General features: G+C 66.1%; 16 protein-coding genes and 1 tRNA gene. All 17 read left to right on the top strand.

The features are described 5' to 3' along the window. Positions 1-137 precede the first annotated feature (137 nt). Entirely contained in the window at positions 138-2,405 is a 2,268-nt protein-coding gene (pnp, locus tag VHA82_RS03905; RefSeq protein ID WP_325540464.1) for a polyribonucleotide nucleotidyltransferase, read from the top strand. Positions 2,406-2,492: 87 nt separating this feature from the next. Next, on the top strand, positions 2,493-3,479 hold the full coding sequence (locus tag VHA82_RS03900; protein WP_325540462.1) for an NAD(P)H-quinone oxidoreductase: 987 nt from the start codon (positions 2,493-2,495) through the stop codon (positions 3,477-3,479). Between the two features lie 7 nt (positions 3,480-3,486). Then, positions 3,487-4,254 carry a triose-phosphate isomerase gene (tpiA, locus tag VHA82_RS03895; RefSeq protein WP_325540459.1) on the top strand — a complete coding sequence of 256 codons (768 nt, stop codon included), beginning with the start codon at positions 3,487-3,489 and terminating at the stop codon, positions 4,252-4,254. 29 nt (positions 4,255-4,283) lie between these two features. Continuing rightward, positions 4,284-4,727 carry a preprotein translocase subunit SecG gene (secG, locus tag VHA82_RS03890; protein WP_325540457.1) on the top strand — a complete coding sequence of 148 codons (444 nt, stop codon included), beginning with the start codon at positions 4,284-4,286 and terminating at the stop codon, positions 4,725-4,727. 183 nt (positions 4,728-4,910) lie between these two features. Then, a tRNA-Leu gene (locus VHA82_RS03885) sits at positions 4,911-4,995 on the top strand. Between the two features lie 62 nt (positions 4,996-5,057). Further along, positions 5,058-5,429, top strand: a complete 372-nt coding sequence (locus VHA82_RS03880) for an NADH-quinone oxidoreductase subunit A (RefSeq protein WP_325540455.1) — start codon at positions 5,058-5,060, stop codon at positions 5,427-5,429. 29 nt (positions 5,430-5,458) lie between these two features. Next, on the top strand, positions 5,459-5,935 hold the full coding sequence (locus tag VHA82_RS03875) for an NADH-quinone oxidoreductase subunit B family protein (RefSeq protein ID WP_325540453.1): 477 nt from the start codon (positions 5,459-5,461) through the stop codon (positions 5,933-5,935). A gap of 88 nt (positions 5,936-6,023) precedes the next feature. Continuing rightward, positions 6,024-6,632 carry an NADH-quinone oxidoreductase subunit C gene (locus tag VHA82_RS03870; protein WP_325540559.1) on the top strand — a complete coding sequence of 203 codons (609 nt, stop codon included), beginning with the start codon at positions 6,024-6,026 and terminating at the stop codon, positions 6,630-6,632. Continuing rightward, positions 6,632-7,885: an NADH-quinone oxidoreductase subunit D gene (locus VHA82_RS03865; RefSeq protein WP_325540451.1), complete on the top strand. Its 1,254-nt coding sequence runs from the start codon at positions 6,632-6,634 to the stop codon at positions 7,883-7,885. The genes VHA82_RS03870 and VHA82_RS03865 overlap by 1 nt, the downstream gene beginning before the upstream one ends. Then, the gene (gene nuoE, locus VHA82_RS03860) at positions 7,882-8,373 is read left to right on the top strand and encodes an NADH-quinone oxidoreductase subunit NuoE (RefSeq protein WP_325540449.1); all 492 of its coding nucleotides are present in this window, start codon (positions 7,882-7,884) and stop codon (positions 8,371-8,373) included. Before VHA82_RS03865 ends, nuoE begins: the two co-directional genes overlap by 4 nt. Then, positions 8,373-9,755: an NADH-quinone oxidoreductase subunit NuoF gene (gene nuoF / locus VHA82_RS03855; RefSeq protein WP_325540447.1), complete on the top strand. Its 1,383-nt coding sequence runs from the start codon at positions 8,373-8,375 to the stop codon at positions 9,753-9,755. Before nuoE ends, nuoF begins: the two co-directional genes overlap by 1 nt. 5 nt (positions 9,756-9,760) lie before the next feature. Then, positions 9,761-11,905 (top strand): NADH-quinone oxidoreductase subunit NuoG, encoded by a 2,145-nt coding sequence (gene nuoG / locus VHA82_RS03850; RefSeq protein ID WP_325540445.1) that lies wholly within the window; start codon positions 9,761-9,763, stop codon positions 11,903-11,905. Beyond that, on the top strand, positions 11,902-12,984 hold the full coding sequence (gene nuoH, locus VHA82_RS03845) for an NADH-quinone oxidoreductase subunit NuoH (RefSeq protein WP_325540443.1): 1,083 nt from the start codon (positions 11,902-11,904) through the stop codon (positions 12,982-12,984). The genes nuoG and nuoH overlap by 4 nt, the downstream gene beginning before the upstream one ends. Before the next feature lie 4 nt (positions 12,985-12,988). After that, positions 12,989-13,507, top strand: coding sequence for an NADH-quinone oxidoreductase subunit NuoI (gene nuoI, locus VHA82_RS03840; RefSeq protein ID WP_325540441.1), 519 nt, complete (start codon positions 12,989-12,991; stop codon positions 13,505-13,507). 22 nt (positions 13,508-13,529) lie between these two features. Then, the gene (locus tag VHA82_RS03835) at positions 13,530-14,186 is read left to right on the top strand and encodes an NADH-quinone oxidoreductase subunit J (protein WP_325540439.1); all 657 of its coding nucleotides are present in this window, start codon (positions 13,530-13,532) and stop codon (positions 14,184-14,186) included. Between the two features lie 55 nt (positions 14,187-14,241). Then, on the top strand, positions 14,242-14,550 hold the full coding sequence (nuoK, locus tag VHA82_RS03830; protein ID WP_325540437.1) for an NADH-quinone oxidoreductase subunit NuoK: 309 nt from the start codon (positions 14,242-14,244) through the stop codon (positions 14,548-14,550). Between the two features lie 29 nt (positions 14,551-14,579). Continuing rightward, complete coding sequence (gene nuoL, locus VHA82_RS03825) at positions 14,580-16,679, top strand: NADH-quinone oxidoreductase subunit L (protein WP_325540436.1); 2,100 nt, start codon at positions 14,580-14,582, stop codon at positions 16,677-16,679. The last annotated feature ends 2 nt before the right edge of the window (positions 16,680-16,681 follow it).

Here is a 16,681-nt window from a genome sequence, read left to right as displayed (position 1 = left end):
ACTTTCACGAGGCCGGTCACGAATACGCGCTGTGTCATTCCAAGAAAGCCCTCCGGTCGCCGGGCGGGCTTTCCTGGAATGGCATCGTGTTCGGCTCCGGCACTTCAACCGATCTCCAACCCAGAGAGCCATACAACATGAGCATCTTCAACAAGGTCACCAAGAGCTTCCAGTGGGGCAACCACACCGTCACGCTGGAAACCGGCGAAATCGCGCGCCAGGCCTCCGGCGCCGTGCTGGTGAACGTCGATGACACCGTCATCCTCGCGACGGTCGTCGGCTCCAAGACGTCCAAGCCTGGCCAGGACTTCTTTCCCCTTACCGTCGACTACATCGAGAAGACGTACGCCGCGGGCAAGATTCCCGGCAGCTTCTTCAAGCGCGAGGCCAAGCCGAGCGAATACGAGACGCTCACCTCCCGCCTCATCGACCGCCCGATCCGCCCGCTCTTCCCCGAAGGCTTCTACAACGAAGTCCACGTGGTGATCCACACGGTGTCGCTGAACCCGGAAGTCGATGCCGACATCCCCGCGATGATCGGCGTGTCGGCCGCGCTCGCGATCTCCGGCCTTCCGTTCAACGGCCCGATCGGCGCGGCGCGCGTGGGCTACGTGAACGGCGAATACGTGCTGAATCCGGGCCCGACGGCGCGCAAGATGTCCGACCTCGACCTCGTCGTCGCGGGCACGGAAGCCGCGGTGCTGATGGTGGAATCGGAAGCGCTGCAGCTCACCGAGGAAGTGATGCTGGGCGCGGTGGTGTTCGGCCACGAACAGGGCAGGATCGCGATCAACGCGATCCACGAACTCGTGCGCGAAGCCGGCAAGCCCGTGTGGGACTGGCAGGCGCCCGCGAAGGATGAAGCCTTCATCGCGAAGGTCACCGAACTTGGCGAAGAGAAGCTGCGCGCGGCCTACCAGATCCGCTCCAAGCAGGCGCGCACGCAGGCGCTGCGCGATGCCAATGCCGGCGTGCATGCGGCGCTGAAGGAGCAGGGCGTCGAGTTCGACCCGATCAAGGTCGACAACCTCCTCTTCGACATCGAAGCGCGTGTGGTGCGCGGGCAGATTCTCAACGGCGAGCCGCGCATCGACGGCCGCGACACGCGCACCGTGCGCCCGATCGAGATCCGCACCGGCGTGCTGCCGCGCACGCACGGCTCGGCGCTCTTCACGCGCGGCGAGACGCAGGCGCTCGTGGTGACGACGCTCGGCACCGAGCAGGACGCCCAGCGCATCGACGCGCTCGCCGGCGAGTTTCACGACCGCTTCCTCTTTCACTACAACATGCCCCCGTTCGCGACCGGCGAGACGGGCCGCATGGGGTCCACCAAGCGGCGCGAAGTGGGCCACGGGCGGCTTGCCAAGCGCGCGCTCATCCCTTGCCTGCCGTCGAAGGAAGAGTTCCCCTACGTGATGCGCGTGGTGTCGGAAATCACCGAGTCGAACGGCTCGTCCTCGATGGCGTCCGTCTGCGGGGGCTGCCTGTCGCTCATGGACGCGGGCGTGCCGATGAAGGCGCACGTGGCGGGCGTGGCGATGGGCCTCATCAAGGAGGGCAACCGCTTCGCCGTGCTCACCGACATCCTCGGCGACGAGGACCACCTGGGCGACATGGACTTCAAGGTGGCCGGCACGGCCAACGGCGTGACGGCGCTGCAGATGGACATCAAGATCCAGGGGATCACGAAGGAGATCATGCAGGTCGCGCTCGCGCAGGCGAAGGAAGCGCGCATGCACATCCTCGGCAAGATGCAGGATGCGCTCGGCTCCGCGAAGTCGGATGTGAGCGACTGGGCGCCGCGCCTGTACACGATGAAGATCAACCCCGAGAAGATTCGCGACGTGATCGGCAAGGGCGGCGCGGTGATCCGCGCGCTCACCGAGGAGACCGGCACGCAGATCGACATCGCGGAAGACGGCACGATCACCATCGCCTCGACCGACTCGGTGAAGGCCGAAGAGGCGAAGAAGCGCATCGAGCAGATCACGGCCGAGGTGGAAGTGGGCAAGGTCTACGAGGGCCCGGTCACGAAGATCCTCGACTTCGGCGCGCTCGTGAACCTGCTGCCCGGCAAGGACGGGCTGCTGCATATCAGCCAGATCGCGCACCAGCGCGTGGAGAAGGTCACCGACTACCTGTCCGAGGGGCAGATCGTGCGCGTGAAGGTGCTGGAAACCGACGACAAGGGCCGCGTGAAGCTGTCGATGAAGGCGCTTACGGAAGCGCCGCCGCGCGAAGCGCGTGAGCAGCGTGAACCTCGCGAGCAGCGTGAACCGCGCGAAGCCCGCGACCAGCGTCCGAGCCCGCAGCAGCAACCCCAGCCCCAGCCCGTCGAGACGGAGACGCCGGCCGGCCAGCAGCAGCAGGACGCGGCCACCGGCGACACGGAGCAGCAGGGGTAAGTCGTCATCCCCGCGAAGGCGGGGATCCAGCGTCTTCGGTCGAAAGACTCTGGATTCCCGCCTGCGCGGGAATGACAGGAGGCATCCATGAAAGCTGTCGAAATCACCCAATACGGCGCGCCCGAAGTCCTGCGCCTGGGCGAGCGCCCCGATCCGAAGGCGGGCGCGGGCGAACTCCTCATTCGCGTGAGCGCGAGCGGGGTCAACCGCCCCGACGTCCTGCAGCGCACGGGCAACTATCCGGTGCCGCCGGGCGCGTCCGACATCCCCGGCCTCGAAGTCGCCGGCGAGATCGTCGACGGTGACGCGGCCGCATTGGTGGAAGCCGGCTTCCAGAAGGGCGACCGCGTCTGTGCGCTCGTCGCGGGCGGGGGCTACGCCGAACTCTGCGTGGCGCCCGTGGGCCAGTGCCTGCCGGTCCCCAAGGGCCTGAACGACGTCGAAGCCGCGTCGCTGCCGGAAACGTTCTTCACGGTGTGGAGCAACGTCTTCGACCGCGTGCAACTGCAGCCGGGCGAGTGGCTGCTCGTGCAAGGCGGCACGAGCGGCATCGGCGTCACGGCGATCCAGATGGCCAAGGCGCTCGGCGCGAAGGTGATCGCCACGGCGGGCAGCGACGAGAAGTGCGAAGCCTGCCTGAAAATCGGCGCGGACCATGCGATCAATTACAAGACGCAGGATTTCGCGGAAGAGGCGAACAAGGCCACCGGCGGCAAGGGCGTGAACGTGGTGCTGGACATGGTCGCGGGTGCCTACGTGAGCCGCGAGGTGTCCTGCATGGCCGACGACGGCCGCATCGCGATCATCGCGGTGCAAGGCGGCACGAAAAGCGAAGTGAACACCGGGCTCGTGCTGCGCAAGCGCCTCACGATCACGGGCTCGACGCTGCGTCCGCGTTCCACCGCGTTCAAGGCCGCGATCGCGGCGTCGCTGCAGCACAAGGTCTGGCCGCTGCTTGAAAACGGCGCGATCAAGCCCATCATCCACGCGACCTTTCCCGCGGCGGATGCCGCGCAGGCACACGCGCTGATGGAATCGAACCGTCACATCGGCAAGATCGTCCTCACGTGGTAAGCCGCCCATGAAGAAAAACCTGATCGCCGGCAACTGGAAGATGAACGCGAGCCTCGAGGCGAACGACGCCCTCGTGCGCGCGGTGCTGGCGGGCATGGGAGCGCAGGGCGCGGACGCATTCGCGACCGTGGCGGTCTGCGTGCCGGCGCCTTATCTCGCGCAGGTGCGGGCGCTGCAGTCGGGCTCGCCGCTCGAACTCGGCGCGCAGGACGTTTCGTGTCACGAGCAAGGCGCTTTCACGGGCGAAGTGAGCGCGGCGATGCTGCGCGAATTCGGCGTTCGCTTCTGCATCGTCGGCCATTCGGAGCGGCGCCAGTATCACGGCGAGACGGATGCCGTCGTCGCCCAGAAGGCGAAGATCGCGCTCGCGCACGGGATCACGCCGATCGTGTGCGTGGGCGAAACGCTCGAAGAGCGCGAGGCGGGCCGGACCGAAGAAACGGTGAAGCGCCAGATGGCCGCGGTGATCCACGTGAACGGCCACTGCATCAGCGAAATCTGCGTGGCGTACGAGCCCGTCTGGGCGATCGGCACGGGCCGCACGGCAACGCCCGAGCAGGCGCAGGAAGTGCATGCGCTCCTGCGCAGGCAACTCGCCGCCGCCACCGCGCACGCCGAGCGCGTGCACATCCTCTACGGCGGCAGCATGAATGCCGCCAATGCCGCGGGGCTCCTGGCCCAGGGCGACATCGACGGCGGGCTCGTCGGCGGCGCGTCGCTGAAGGCCGCCGACTTCCTGCAGATCATCGCTTCGGCCGGCCGCGCGGCGGGCTGAGAGCACAACGACAACGGAGTGAAACGCAAATGAATGTCATGCTGACCGTCATCCTCGCCGTGCAGATGCTCACGGCGCTGGGCATGATCGGCCTCATCCTGCTGCAGCACGGCAAGGGCGCGGACATGGGCGCGGCCTTCGGCAGCGGCGCATCGGGCAGCCTCTTCGGTGCGAGCGGCAGCGCGAACTTCCTGTCGCGCACGACGGCGATCCTCGCCGCGATCTTCTTCGCGTGCACGCTCGCGCTCGCCTACTTCGGCCACCTGCGGCCCGCCGATACCGGCAACAGCGTGCTCGAGCGCGCCGCGGTGCCGGCCCCCGCGGCGGCTGCCGCATCCAGTGCCAACGCCGCAGGGCAGATTCCCGGCACGAGCGCTCCGGCCGCGGCAGTGGCGCCTGCCGCACCGGCACCCGCAGCCGCACCCGCACCCGCGGTGCCGGCGTCGGGCGCCGCCCAGATTCCGACCCGCTAGATGTTCGCGGGGGGAGTGCATTTTCGGCGGTGAGATGCCCCTTCGGTTCTCCTTGCCGTCGGGGGTGTTGATCGGGGGCAAGACCTCCTCGTCCCCGGCGGCATCGACTTCATTTGCGAGTACACTTAGCGGTTGTCCGGAAGGCGCAAACCTCATGCTCGTCCGGGCGCGATGAAAAAGAATGCCGTCGTGGTGGAATTGGTAGACACGCTATCTTGAGGGGGTAGTGGCGAAAGCTGTGCGAGTTCGAGTCTCGCCGACGGCACCAACACGAAAGAGCCCGGCCGGTCGCTCAAGCACCGGCGGGCGAGCGCGGACTCAGCCTCGAAGATGAACCTCGACCAGTACCTGCCTGTCCTCCTGTTCATCCTCGTCGGCATGGGCATCGGCGTGGCGCCGCAGGCGATCGGCTGGGCCGCGGCGAAATTCATGGGCTTTCAGAAGCCCGGCGCCGCGAAGAACTCTCCGTACGAATGCGGCTTCGAAGCGTTCGAGGACGCGCGCATGAAGTTCGACGTGCGTTACTACCTCGTGGCCATCCTCTTCATCCTGTTCGACCTGGAAATCGCCTTCCTCTTCCCGTGGGCCGTGGCGCTCAAGGAAATCGGCGCGATCGGCTTCTGGTCGATGATGATCTTCCTGGCCATCCTGGTGGTCGGTTTCGTTTACGAGTGGAAGAAGGGCGCGCTCGACTGGGAGTGATCCCGGACGCGCCCGCGGAAAGTGACGCCATGAACCAAGGCATTCTCGAAAAGGGTGTCGTCGCCACGACCGTGGACACGGTCGTGAACTGGGCCAAGACCGGCTCGCTCTGGCCGATGACCTTCGGCCTCGCATGCTGCGCGGTGGAGATGATGCACGCGGGTGCCGCGCGCTACGACATCGACCGCTTCGGCATGCTCTTTCGCCCGAGCCCGCGGCAAAGCGACCTCATGATCGTGGCCGGCACGCTGTGCAACAAGATGGCGCCCGCGCTGCGCAAGGTGTACGACCAGATGGCCGAGCCGCGCTGGGTGCTCTCGATGGGCTCGTGCGCCAATGGCGGCGGCTACTACCACTACAGCTACTCCGTCGTGCGTGGCTGCGACCGCATCGTGCCCGTGGACGTCTACGTGCCCGGCTGCCCGCCGACGGCCGAGGCGCTTCTCTACGGGATCATTCAGCTGCAGCAGAAGATTCGCCGCACGCAGACGATCGCGCGCGCCTAGAGACGAAAGCGAACCGCCGATGACTACGTCGCTCACGTCGCCTACTTCGCCCACGCCGACTGCGCTGCCCACGCCGCACATGACGCATATGCCCCCCTGGTCGGCCGCCGACCCCGCCGCGCTCGTTCGCACCGTCGGCGCCGCGCTCGGCGACAAGGCGCGCCGCGTGGAGCTCGCGCTCGGCGAGGTCACCGTCATCGTCGACGCGAAGAACTACCTCGACGCCTGCCGCACGCTGCGCGACGAGCCGACCTGCAAGTTCGAACAGCTCATCGATCTGTGCGGCGTGGACTATTCCGACTTCGGCGCAGGCGCGTGGGAAGGCGCGCGTTACGCCGTGGTCGCGCACCTGCTGTCGGTCAGCCTGAACCAGCGCGTGCGCGTGCGCGTGTTCGCGCCCGACGACGAGTTGCCCGTCGTCGATTCGGTGACCGGACTCTGGAGCAGCGCGAACTGGTTCGAGCGCGAAGCGTTCGACCTCTACGGCATCGTCTTCGAAGGGCATTCGGATCTCCGGCGCATCCTCACGGACTACGGCTTCATCGGCCACCCGTTTCGCAAGGACTTCCCGGTCTCGGGCCAGGTGGAAATGCGCTACGACGAAGAGCGCCAGCGCGTGATCTACCAGCCCGTCACGATCGAGCCGCGCGAGATCACGCCGCGCATCATCCGCGAAGAAAATTACGGCGGCCTCTGATGGCAGAGATCAAGAACTACACCCTCAACTTCGGCCCGCAGCACCCGGCCGCGCACGGCGTGCTGCGCCTCGTGCTGGAACTCGACGGCGAAGTGATCCAGCGCGCCGACCCGCACATCGGCCTGCTGCATCGCGCCACCGAGAAACTCGCCGAAACGCGCACGTATCTGCAGACGCTGCCGTACATGGACCGCCTCGACTACGTGTCGATGATGTCCAACGAGCACGCCTACTGCCTCGCGGTGGAGAAGCTGCTCGGCATCGACGTGCCGCTGCGCGCGCAGTACATCCGCGTCATGTTCGACGAGATCACGCGCCTTCTGAACCACCTCCTGTGGCTTGGCGCGCACGGCCTCGACTGCGGCGCGATGAACATGCTCATCTACTGCTTTCGCGAGCGGGAAGACCTCTTCGACATGTACGAGGCCGTGTCGGGAGCGCGCATGCACGCGGCCTACTACCGCCCGGGCGGCGTGTATCGCGACTTGCCGGATGCGATGCCGCAGTACCGCGCGAGCAGGATTCGCAACGAACGCGCCATTGCCCGGCTCAACGAGAACCGGCAGGGGTCGCTGCTCGATTTCATCGAGGACTTCACCCGGCGCTTTCCGAAGTACGTCGACGAGTACGAGACGCTCCTCACGGACAACCGCATCTGGAAGCAGCGCACGGTCGGCATCGGCGTGGTGACGCCGGAGCGCGCGCTCAACCTGGGCTTCACCGGCCCGATGCTGCGCGGCTCGGGCATCGCGTGGGACCTGCGCAAGACGCAGCCCTACGAGGTGTACGACCGCATCGACTTCGACGTGCCGGTGGGCAAGACAGGCGACTGCTACGACCGCTATCTGTGCCGCGTGGAAGAACTGCGGCAGTCCAACGGCATCATCCGCCAGTGCGTGGACTGGCTGCGCGCGAACCCCGGGCCGGTGATCACCGACAACCACAAGGTGGCGCCGCCTTCGCGCGAGTCGATGAAGTCCAACATGGAGGAGCTGATCCACCACTTCAAGCTGTTTTCCGAAGGCATGCGCGTGCCCGAAGGCGAGGCGTATGCGGCGGTGGAACACCCGAAGGGCGAGTTCGGCATCTACATCGTGAGCGACGGCGCGAACAAGCCCTATCGCATGAAGATACGCCCCCCGGGGTTCGTGCACCTCGCCGCGATGGACGAGATGGCCCGCGGCCACATGATCGCGGACGCCGTGGCCGTGATCGGCACGATGGACATCGTGTTCGGAGAGATCGACAGATGATCACTGACGACATGCGAAGCTGCTTCGACCGCGAAGTGGCGAAGTACCCGGCCGACCAGAAGCAGTCGGCCGTGATGGCGTGCCTCGCCATCGTGCAGCAGCAAGAAGGCTGGGTGAGCCCCGAAAGCGAGAAGGAAGTGGCCGCCTACCTGGGCATGCCCGCGATCGCGGTGCACGAAGTCACGACCTTCTACAACATGTACAACCAGCGGCCGGTGGGCAGGTACAAGCTGAACGTCTGCACCAACCTGCCGTGCCAGCTGCGCGACGGCCAGCACGCGCTGCGGTACCTCGAAAAGAAGCTGGGCATCTCGATGGGCGAGACGACGCCCGACGGCATGTTCACGCTGCAGCAGAGCGAATGCCTGGGCGCGTGCGCCGATTCGCCGGTGATGCTGGTGAACGACCGCACCATGTGCAGCTTCATGTCCGACGAGAAGCTCGATCAGCTGATCGACGGCCTGCGGTCTGCCGAAGGAGCCAAGTGATGACGCCGCAACAGGTGCTCTCCCAGTTCATGGCCACCGGCGTGCAGACGTGCTTCCACGGCCGCCACATCGAGCCGCAGATCTACAAGGACCTCGACGGCACGAACTGGCGCCGCGCGGACTACGAAGGCCGCGAAGGGTACGCCGCGCTCAGGAAGATACTGAACGACGGCATCACGCCCGATCAGGTGATCGCGACGCTGAAGGAATCGGCGCTGCGCGGCCGCGGCGGCGCGGGCTTTCCGACGGGCCTGAAGTGGAGCTTCATGCCGCGCCAGTTCCCCGGCGCGAAGTACCTCGTGTGCAACTCCGACGAGGGCGAGCCGGGCACGTGCAAGGACCGCGACCTCCTCATGTACAACCCGCACATGGTGATCGAGGGGATGATCATCGCCGCCTACGCGATGGGCACGGTGGCGGGCTACAACTACATCCACGGCGAAATCTTCCAGGTCTACGAACGCTTCGAGGAAGCGCTGGAGGAAGCGCGCGCGGCGGGGTATCTCGGCAAGAACATCCTCGGCTCGAACTTCAGCTTCGAACTCTATGCGTGCCACGGCTTCGGGGCCTACATCTGCGGCGAGGAAACGGGTCTTCTCGAATCCCTCGAAGGCAAGAAGGGCCAGCCGCGCTTCAAGCCGCCGTTCCCGGCGAGCTTCGGCCTCTACGGCAAGCCGACCACCATCAACAACACCGAGACCTTCGCCGCGGTGCCCTGGATCATCCGCAACGGCGGGCAGGCGTATCTCGAGTGCGGCAAGCCGAACAACGGCGGCACGAAGATCTTCTCGATTTCGGGTGACGTGGAGCTCCCCGGCAACTACGAAATCCCGCTCGGCACGCCGTTTTCGAAGCTGCTCGAAATCGCGGGCGGCATGCGCGGCGGCAGGAAGCTGAAGGCGGTGATCCCCGGCGGGTCGTCGGCGCCCGTGCTGACAGCGGACATCATGATGAACTGCACGATGGACTACGACTCCATCGCGAAGGCGGGCTCGATGCTCGGCTCGGGCGCGGTGATCGTGATGGACGAGACGCGCGACATGGTCGAATGCCTGCTGCGCCTGTCGTACTTCTACATGCACGAGTCGTGCGGGCAGTGCACGCCCTGCCGCGAAGGCACGGGGTGGCTCTGGCGCGTGGTGGATCGCATCCACAACGGCCATGGAAAGCCGAGCGATCTCGAGCTGCTGAATTCGGTCGCGGACAACATCCAGGGACGCACGATCTGCGCGCTGGGGGACGCGGCGGCGATGCCGGTGCGGGCGATGATCAAGCACTTCCGGCATGAGTTCGAAGCGAAGATCGCGCGGGCGCAGGCGCACGACCCCGCCCCGGCCGGCGATGCCCTCACCCCAACCCTCTCCCAGAGGGAGAGGGAGTAAGAAACATGATTGAGATCGAACTCGACGGACAGAAGGTCCAGGTCACCGAAGGCAGCATGGTGATGCATGCCGCGGACAAGGCCGGCACCTACATCCCGCACTTCTGCTACCACAAGAAGCTCTCCATCGCGGCGAACTGCCGCATGTGCCTCGTGGACATCGAGAAGGCGCCCAAGCCCATGCCCGCGTGCGCGACACCCGTCACCAACGGCATGATCGTGCGCACGAGAAGCGACAAGGCCCTGAAGGCGCAGCAGTCGGTGATGGAGTTCCTCCTCATCAACCATCCGCTCGACTGCCCGATCTGCGACCAGGGCGGCGAATGCCAGCTGCAGGACCTCGCGGTGGGCTACGGCCCGGGCGCTTCGCGCTACGAGGAAGAAAAGCGCGTCGTGCTGCACAAGGACGTCGGCCCGCTCATCTCGATGGAGGAGATGAGCCGCTGCATCCATTGCACGCGCTGCGTGCGCTTCGGCCAGGAAGTGGCCGGCGTGATGGAGCTCGGCATGATCCATCGCGGCGAGCACTCGGAGATCACGACCGTGCTCGGCGACACGGTGGATTCGGAACTCTCGGGCAACATGATCGACCTGTGCCCGGTGGGCGCGCTCACGAGCAAGCCCTTCCGCTACAGCGCGCGGCCCTGGGAACTCTCGCGGCGCAAGTCGGTGAGCCCGCACGATTCGACGGGGGCCAACCTCATCGTGCAGGTGAAGAACAACAAGGTGATGCGCGTGCTCCCGCTCGAGAACGAGGACGTGAACGAGTGCTGGCTCGCCGACCGCGACCGCTTCTCGTACGAGGCGCTCAACGGCCCTGAGCGCCTCGGCGCACCCATGATCAGGCAAGGCGGCGAGTGGCGCACCGTCGACTGGCAGACCGCGCTCGAATACGTGGCCAACGGCCTGAAGCAGGTGAAGCAGCAGCATGGCGCGGCCGGCATCGGCGCGCTCGTGTCGCCGCACAGCACGGTGGAGGAGCTCTTCCTCGCGGGCAAGCTCTTGCGCGCGCTCGGCAGCGAGAACATCGACTATCGCCTGCGCAACGCGGAATTCGGACCGCATCAGGGTGTGCGCTGGCTCGGCACGAGCATCGCTTCGCTGGGCCGGCTTCAGGGCGCCCTCATCGTCGGCTCGAACCTGCGCAAGGACCATCCGCTCTTCTCGTTGCGCCTCCGTGCGGCGGCGCGCAAGGGCGCTCGGCTCTCGGTGATCCACGACGCCGATCACGACTGGGCGATGCCCGTCGCGGCGAAATCCATCGTGCCCGCGTCGCAGTGGGCGCAGTCGCTCGCGGACGTCGCCGCAGCGGTCGCGAGCGAGACGGGTGCCCAGGCGCCCGTGCAAGGCGGCAATGCGACGGACGCCGCGAAGGCTATCGCGCAGTCGCTTCTCAGCGGCGAACGCAAGGCCATCCTGCTTGGCAACGCCGCCGCGCATCACGCCAATGCGTCGTCGCTGCTCGCGCTCGCGAACTGGATCGGCGGGCAGACCGGCGCGAGCGTGGGCTACCTCACGGAAGCGGCCAACACGGTCGGCGCGCAACTCGTGAACGCCATGCCCGGCAACGGCGGATTGAACGCGGGCGAGATGCTGTCGGGCGGGCTGAAGGCCGTGCTCCTGCTGAACACGGAACCGGAATTCGACTCGGCCGCGGGCGCGCGCTCGGCGGCGGCGCTCGAATCGGCCGACATGGTCGTGACGCTCAGCCCCTTCAAGTGCAACCTGGAATTCAGCGACGTGCTGCTGCCGATCGCTCCGTGGACCGAAACGCCCGGGACGTTCGTCAATGCGGAAGGGCGCGTGCAGAGTTTCCATGCGGTGGTGAAGCCACTCGCCGAGACACGGCCCGCGTGGAAGGTGATGCGCGTGCTCGCCAACGTGCTGGGCCTGCCGGGCTTCGACTTCGAGTCCGCGCAGGACGTGCTGGTGGCCGCGCGCGGCGCATCCGACGCCGGGGAATCGCTGGTGCAGGGCGGCAAGCTCTCGAACGCGACGAGCGCGGCGATCCAGCTGTCGGCGACGGCGGGCAAGCCCGCGACCGCGGCGATCTACCAGCTCGACTCGATCGTGCGCCGCGCGGGCTCGCTGCAGCTCACGGCCGACGGCCGTCTTTCCGCGATGCCGGCGCCCGAGGAGGCCGCGGCATGATCGACACGCTCTACGGATTCGGCAACGGCCTCGTGGGCGCTTCCTGGTGGACGGGGGTGGGCTGGCCCATCGTCTGGACGCTGGTCAAGATCATGGTGCTCGTGCTGCCGCTCATGGGCGCGGTGGCGTACCTCACGCTGTGGGAGCGCAAGGCCATCGGCTTCACGCAGCTGCGCCCGGGGCCCAATCGCGTCGGACCGCTCGGTCTGCTCACGCCCATCGCCGATGCGCTGAAGCTTCTCACGAAGGAAATCATCCTGCCGTCGGCGGCGAACCGGCCGCTTTTCTATCTCGGCCCCGTGATGACGATCATGCCCGCGCTCGCCGCCTGGGTCGTGATTCCGTTCGGCCCCGAAGTCGCGCTTTCCAACATCAACGCGGGCCTGCTCTTCCTGATGGCAATCACCTCGATGGAGGTGTACGGCATCATCATCGCCGGCTGGGCGTCGAACTCGAAATACGCCTTTCTCGGTGCGCTGCGCGCATCGGCGCAGATGGTGAGCTACGAGATCGCGATGGGCTTCGCGCTCGTGGTGGTGCTGATGGTCTCCGGCAGCCTGAACCTGACCGACGTGGTGATGCAGCAGGACAAGGGCTACTGGGCCACGCACGGCGTGAACATCCTCTCGTGGAACTGGCTCTTGCTCCTGCCGATCTTCGTCGTGTACTTCGTCTCGGGCCTCGCGGAGACGAATCGCGCGCCCTTCGACGTGGTGGAAGGCGAATCGGAGATCGTCGCGGGCCACATGATCGAATATTCGGGCATGAGCTTCGCGATGTTCTTCCTCGCGGAGTACGCCAACATGTGGCTCGTCGCCATGCTCGCGACCACGATGTTCCTGGGCGGCTGGCTGCCCCCGTTCGACACGCCGCTGCTCAACGCGGTCCCCGGATGGATCTGGCTCGGGCTGAAGGCCTTCGTGATGGTCACGCTCTTCCTCTGGATCCGTTCCACCTTCCCGCGCTTCCGGTACGACCAGATCATGCGGCTCGGCTGGAAGGTCTTCATTCCCGTCACGCTGGTCTGGCTCGTCGTCGTGGGCGCGCTCATGCAGACACCGTGGAACCCCTGGAAATAACGCCATGGCACAAGCACTGGCCCACCGCAACCCCGGCTTTTCGCTCAGGGACTTCCTCTCGAGCTTCCTGCTCGTGGAGCTCTTCAAGGGCATGCGCGTCACGGGCAAATACTTCTTCGCCCGCAAGATCACCGTGCAGTTCCCGGAGGAGAAGACGCCGCTTTCCCCGCGTTTTCGCGGCCTGCACGCGCTGCGCCGCTACGAAAACGGCGAGGAACGCTGCATCGCCTGCAAGCTGTGCGAAGCCGTGTGCCCGGCGCTCGCCATCACGATCGAGTCGGACCAGCGCGCCGACGGCACGCGCCGCACGACGCGCTACGACATCGACCTCACCAAGTGCATCTTCTGCGGCTTCTGCGAGGAAAGCTGCCCCGTCGACTCGATCGTGGAGACGCACATCCTCGAGTACCACGGGGAAAAACGCGGCGACCTCTACTTCACCAAGGACATGCTGCTCGCGGTGGGCGACCGCTACGAGGCCGAGATCGCCGCGGCGAAGGCGGCCGACGCGCCCTACCGCTGACCACGCACACGAGACAACGCGCATGGAAATCCGCACCGGCCTTTTCTACCTCTTCTCCGCGATCCTGCTCTTCGCGGCCTTTCGCGTGATCACCGCGCGCAACCCGGTGTACGCGGCGCTCTTTCTGGTGCTCACGTTCTTTCAGGCCTCGGCCGTGTGGCTGCTGCTGCGCGCCGAATTCCTCGCGATCTCGCTCGTGCTCGTGTACGTCGGCGCGGTGATGGTGCTCTTTCTCTTCGTGGTGATGATGCTCGACATCAACATCGACACGATACGGCGCGGCTTCTGGAATCACTTCCCGCTCGCGGCGACGATCGGCGCGCTGATCGCGCTCGAAATGGCCGCCGTGCTGATGGGGGGCTTCCGCACGGGCGAAGACCGGCCGGCCGTCGCGGCGGCGGCCGTGCAGGCGGGCCAGCAGCTTTCCAACACGAAGGAGCTGGGCCGGCTCCTCTACACCGAATACCTCTTCCCGCTGGAGATCGCCGCCGTGATCCTGCTCGTGGCCATCGTGGCGGCGATCGCGCTCACGCATCGCAGCCGCAAGGACAGCAAGCACATCGACCCCTCGATCCAGGTGCGCGTGAAGGCGGCCGATCGCGTGCGGCTCGTGAAGATGCCGGTGATGCGGCCCGCGCCGCCCGAAGCGCCCGCCGCGCACGTGGAGACGAAGGCATGAGGCACCGCGACGCTCGCAGGACGCACGCCGCGGCACGCGGCACGGAGACGTTCGAATGAACATCACGCTGGGCCACTTCCTCACCCTCGGCGCCATTCTCTTCGCGCTGTCGGTGGTCGGCATCTTCCTGAACCGCCGCAACCTGATCGTGCTGCTCATGGCGATCGAGCTGATGCTGCTTGCGGTGAACATGAACTTCGTGGCGTTTTCCTACTTCCTCGGCGACATGCACGGACAGGTCTTCGTCTTCTTCATCCTCACGGTGGCCGCCGCGGAATCGGCCATCGGGCTTGCGATCCTCGTGCTTCTCTTTCGCAACAAGTCGAACATCAACGTCGAAGAACTCAATGCCCTGAAAGGGTAGCCCGCGCGATACCGGGCCCAAGAAGAAACATGAGCGCAACACTCAACGCATCGACGCTCGCGATCGTCCCGCTCGCCCCGCTGGCGGGCGCGGTCCTCGCCGGCGTCTTCGGCACCACGCTCGGGGGCAACGTCCTCGGCCGGCGCGCCTGTCACTCGATCACCATCCTCGGCGTGCTCGTCGCCACCATCGTCTCGGCGATGACCCTGTGGAGCGTGGCCGTGGACGGCGCGCGCCTGAACCAGACGATGTACGAATGGGCCGTGGTCGGCGGCCTGAAGATGGAAGTCGGCTTCCTCGTCGACGGACTCACCGCGATGATGATGGTGGTGGTGAGCTTCGTCTCGCTCATGGTGCACATCTACACCATCGGCTACATGGAAGACGACCCGGGCTACAACCGCTTCTTCGGCTACATCTCGCTCTTCACGTTCTCGATGCTCATGCTCGTGATGAGCAACAACTTCCTGCAGCTCTTCTTCGGCTGGGAGGCCGTGGGCCTCGTGTCGTACCTGCTGATCGGCTTCTGGTTCACGCGTCCGAGCGCGATCTTCGCCAATCTGAAGGCGTTCCTCGTGAACCGCGTGGGCGACTTCGGCTTCATCCTCGGCATCGGCATCATCCTCACCTATGCCGGCTCGCTCGGCTACGCCGACGTGTTCGCGAAGGCGCCCGAACTCGCGAAGGCCGGAACGCTTGCCGGCACCGACTGGCAGGTGATCACCGCGATCTGCATCTGCCTCTTCATCGGCGCGATGGGCAAGAGCGCGCAGTTCCCGCTGCACGTGTGGCTGCCCGATTCGATGGAAGGCCCGACGCCGATCTCCGCGCTGATCCACGCGGCGACGATGGTGACGGCGGGCATCTTCATGGTCGCGCGCATGTCGCCGCTGTTCGAGCTGTCGGAGACGGCGCTTTCGTTCGTGATGGTGATCGGGGCGATCACGGCGCTCTTCATGGGTTTTCTGGGCATCATCCAGAACGACATCAAGCGCGTGGTGGCGTATTCGACGCTCTCGCAACTCGGCTACATGACGGTGGCGCTCGGCGCTTCGGCGTACTCGGTGGCGGTGTTCCACCTGATGACGCACGCGTTCTTCAAGGCGCTTCTCTTCCTCGCCGCGGGCTCGGTCATCATCGGCATGCACCACAACCAGGACATCCGCTGGATGGGCGGCGTGCGCAAGTACATGCCGATCACGTGGATCACGTCGCTCATCGGCTCGCTCGCGCTCATCGGCACGCCGCTCTTCGCGGGCTTCTACTCGAAGGACAGCATCATCGAGGCGGCGCATCTGTCGAAGCTGCCCGGCGCCGGCTTCGCGTACTTCGCGGTGATGGCGGGCGTGTTCGTGACGGCGTTCTATTCGTTCCGGATGTACTTCCTCGTCTTCCACGGCAAGGAACGGTTCGACCAGAATCCGGACGCGCACGGGCAGCATTATTCGGACGAAGAGCCCGACGTGCAGGGTCACCACGATTCGCACGACGCGCACCACGACGCGCACCACGGCGATCACCACGAGCCGCACGAGACGCCATGGGTCGTCACCGTGCCTCTCATCATCCTCGCCTTCTTCTCGGTCGTGATCGGCTATCTCACGATCGGGCCGATGCTCTACGGCGACTTCTTCAAGGATGCGATCTTCATCAACGCCGAGCAGCATCCCGCGCTCGAGGAGATGGGCCGCGAATTCCACGGCCCGCTCGCGATGGCGCTGCATGGGCTCCTGTCTCCAGTCTTCTGGCTCGCGCTCGCGGGCGTGGTGGCCGCCTGGTACATGTACCTGAAGAACCCGGCGCTGCCGGCCGCGATCCAGCAGCGCTTCATGCCGGTCTACAAGCTCCTGGACAACAAGTACTACATGGACTGGATCAACGAGAACCTGATCGCGCCGGCCGCGCGCGCGGTGGGCACCGGCCTCTGGAGGGGCGGCGACCAGGGCGTGATCGACGGTGTGCTCGTGAACGGCAGCGCGCGGCTCGTCGGCTGGTTCGCGGGCGTCGTGCGCTGGGTGCAGTCCGGCTACATCTACCACTACGCGTTCGCGATGCTGATCGGCGTGATCGTGCTCATGACGTATTTCGTGACCTGGCCCACGGTGAAGGCCTTCCTCGGCGCCCCCTAGGA

Source organism: Ramlibacter sp. (assembly GCF_035548915.1).
Classification (GTDB): Bacteria; Pseudomonadota; Gammaproteobacteria; order Burkholderiales; family Burkholderiaceae_C; genus Ramlibacter.
This window is presented reverse-complemented; position numbering and strand designations above follow the sequence as displayed.

Bases quoted from the DNA above. Each gene is read 5' to 3' on its own strand.
- VHA82_RS03880 (WP_325540455.1), top strand. From the start codon at position 5,058: ATGAACCTCGACCAGTACCTGCCTGTCCTCCTGTTCATCCTCGTCGGC.
- VHA82_RS03875 (WP_325540453.1), top strand. From the start codon at position 5,459: ATGAACCAAGGCATTCTCGAAAAGGGTGTCGTCGCCACGACCGTGGAC.
- nuoK (WP_325540437.1), top strand. From the start codon at position 14,242: ATGAACATCACGCTGGGCCACTTCCTCACCCTCGGCGCCATTCTCTTC.
- nuoG (WP_325540445.1), top strand. From the start codon at position 9,761: ATGATTGAGATCGAACTCGACGGACAGAAGGTCCAGGTCACCGAAGGC.
- VHA82_RS03865 (WP_325540451.1), top strand. From the start codon at position 6,632: ATGGCAGAGATCAAGAACTACACCCTCAACTTCGGCCCGCAGCACCCG.
- secG (WP_325540457.1), top strand. From the start codon at position 4,284: ATGAATGTCATGCTGACCGTCATCCTCGCCGTGCAGATGCTCACGGCG.
- nuoI (WP_325540441.1), top strand. From the start codon at position 12,989: ATGGCACAAGCACTGGCCCACCGCAACCCCGGCTTTTCGCTCAGGGAC.
- VHA82_RS03835 (WP_325540439.1), top strand. From the start codon at position 13,530: ATGGAAATCCGCACCGGCCTTTTCTACCTCTTCTCCGCGATCCTGCTC.
- nuoE (WP_325540449.1), top strand. From the start codon at position 7,882: ATGATCACTGACGACATGCGAAGCTGCTTCGACCGCGAAGTGGCGAAG.
- VHA82_RS03870 (WP_325540559.1), top strand. From the start codon at position 6,024: ATGCCCCCCTGGTCGGCCGCCGACCCCGCCGCGCTCGTTCGCACCGTC.
- VHA82_RS03900 (WP_325540462.1), top strand. From the start codon at position 2,493: ATGAAAGCTGTCGAAATCACCCAATACGGCGCGCCCGAAGTCCTGCGC.
- tpiA (WP_325540459.1), top strand. From the start codon at position 3,487: ATGAAGAAAAACCTGATCGCCGGCAACTGGAAGATGAACGCGAGCCTC.
- nuoF (WP_325540447.1), top strand. From the start codon at position 8,373: ATGACGCCGCAACAGGTGCTCTCCCAGTTCATGGCCACCGGCGTGCAG.
- pnp (WP_325540464.1), top strand. From the start codon at position 138: ATGAGCATCTTCAACAAGGTCACCAAGAGCTTCCAGTGGGGCAACCAC.
- nuoH (WP_325540443.1), top strand. From the start codon at position 11,902: ATGATCGACACGCTCTACGGATTCGGCAACGGCCTCGTGGGCGCTTCC.
- nuoL (WP_325540436.1), top strand. From the start codon at position 14,580: ATGAGCGCAACACTCAACGCATCGACGCTCGCGATCGTCCCGCTCGCC.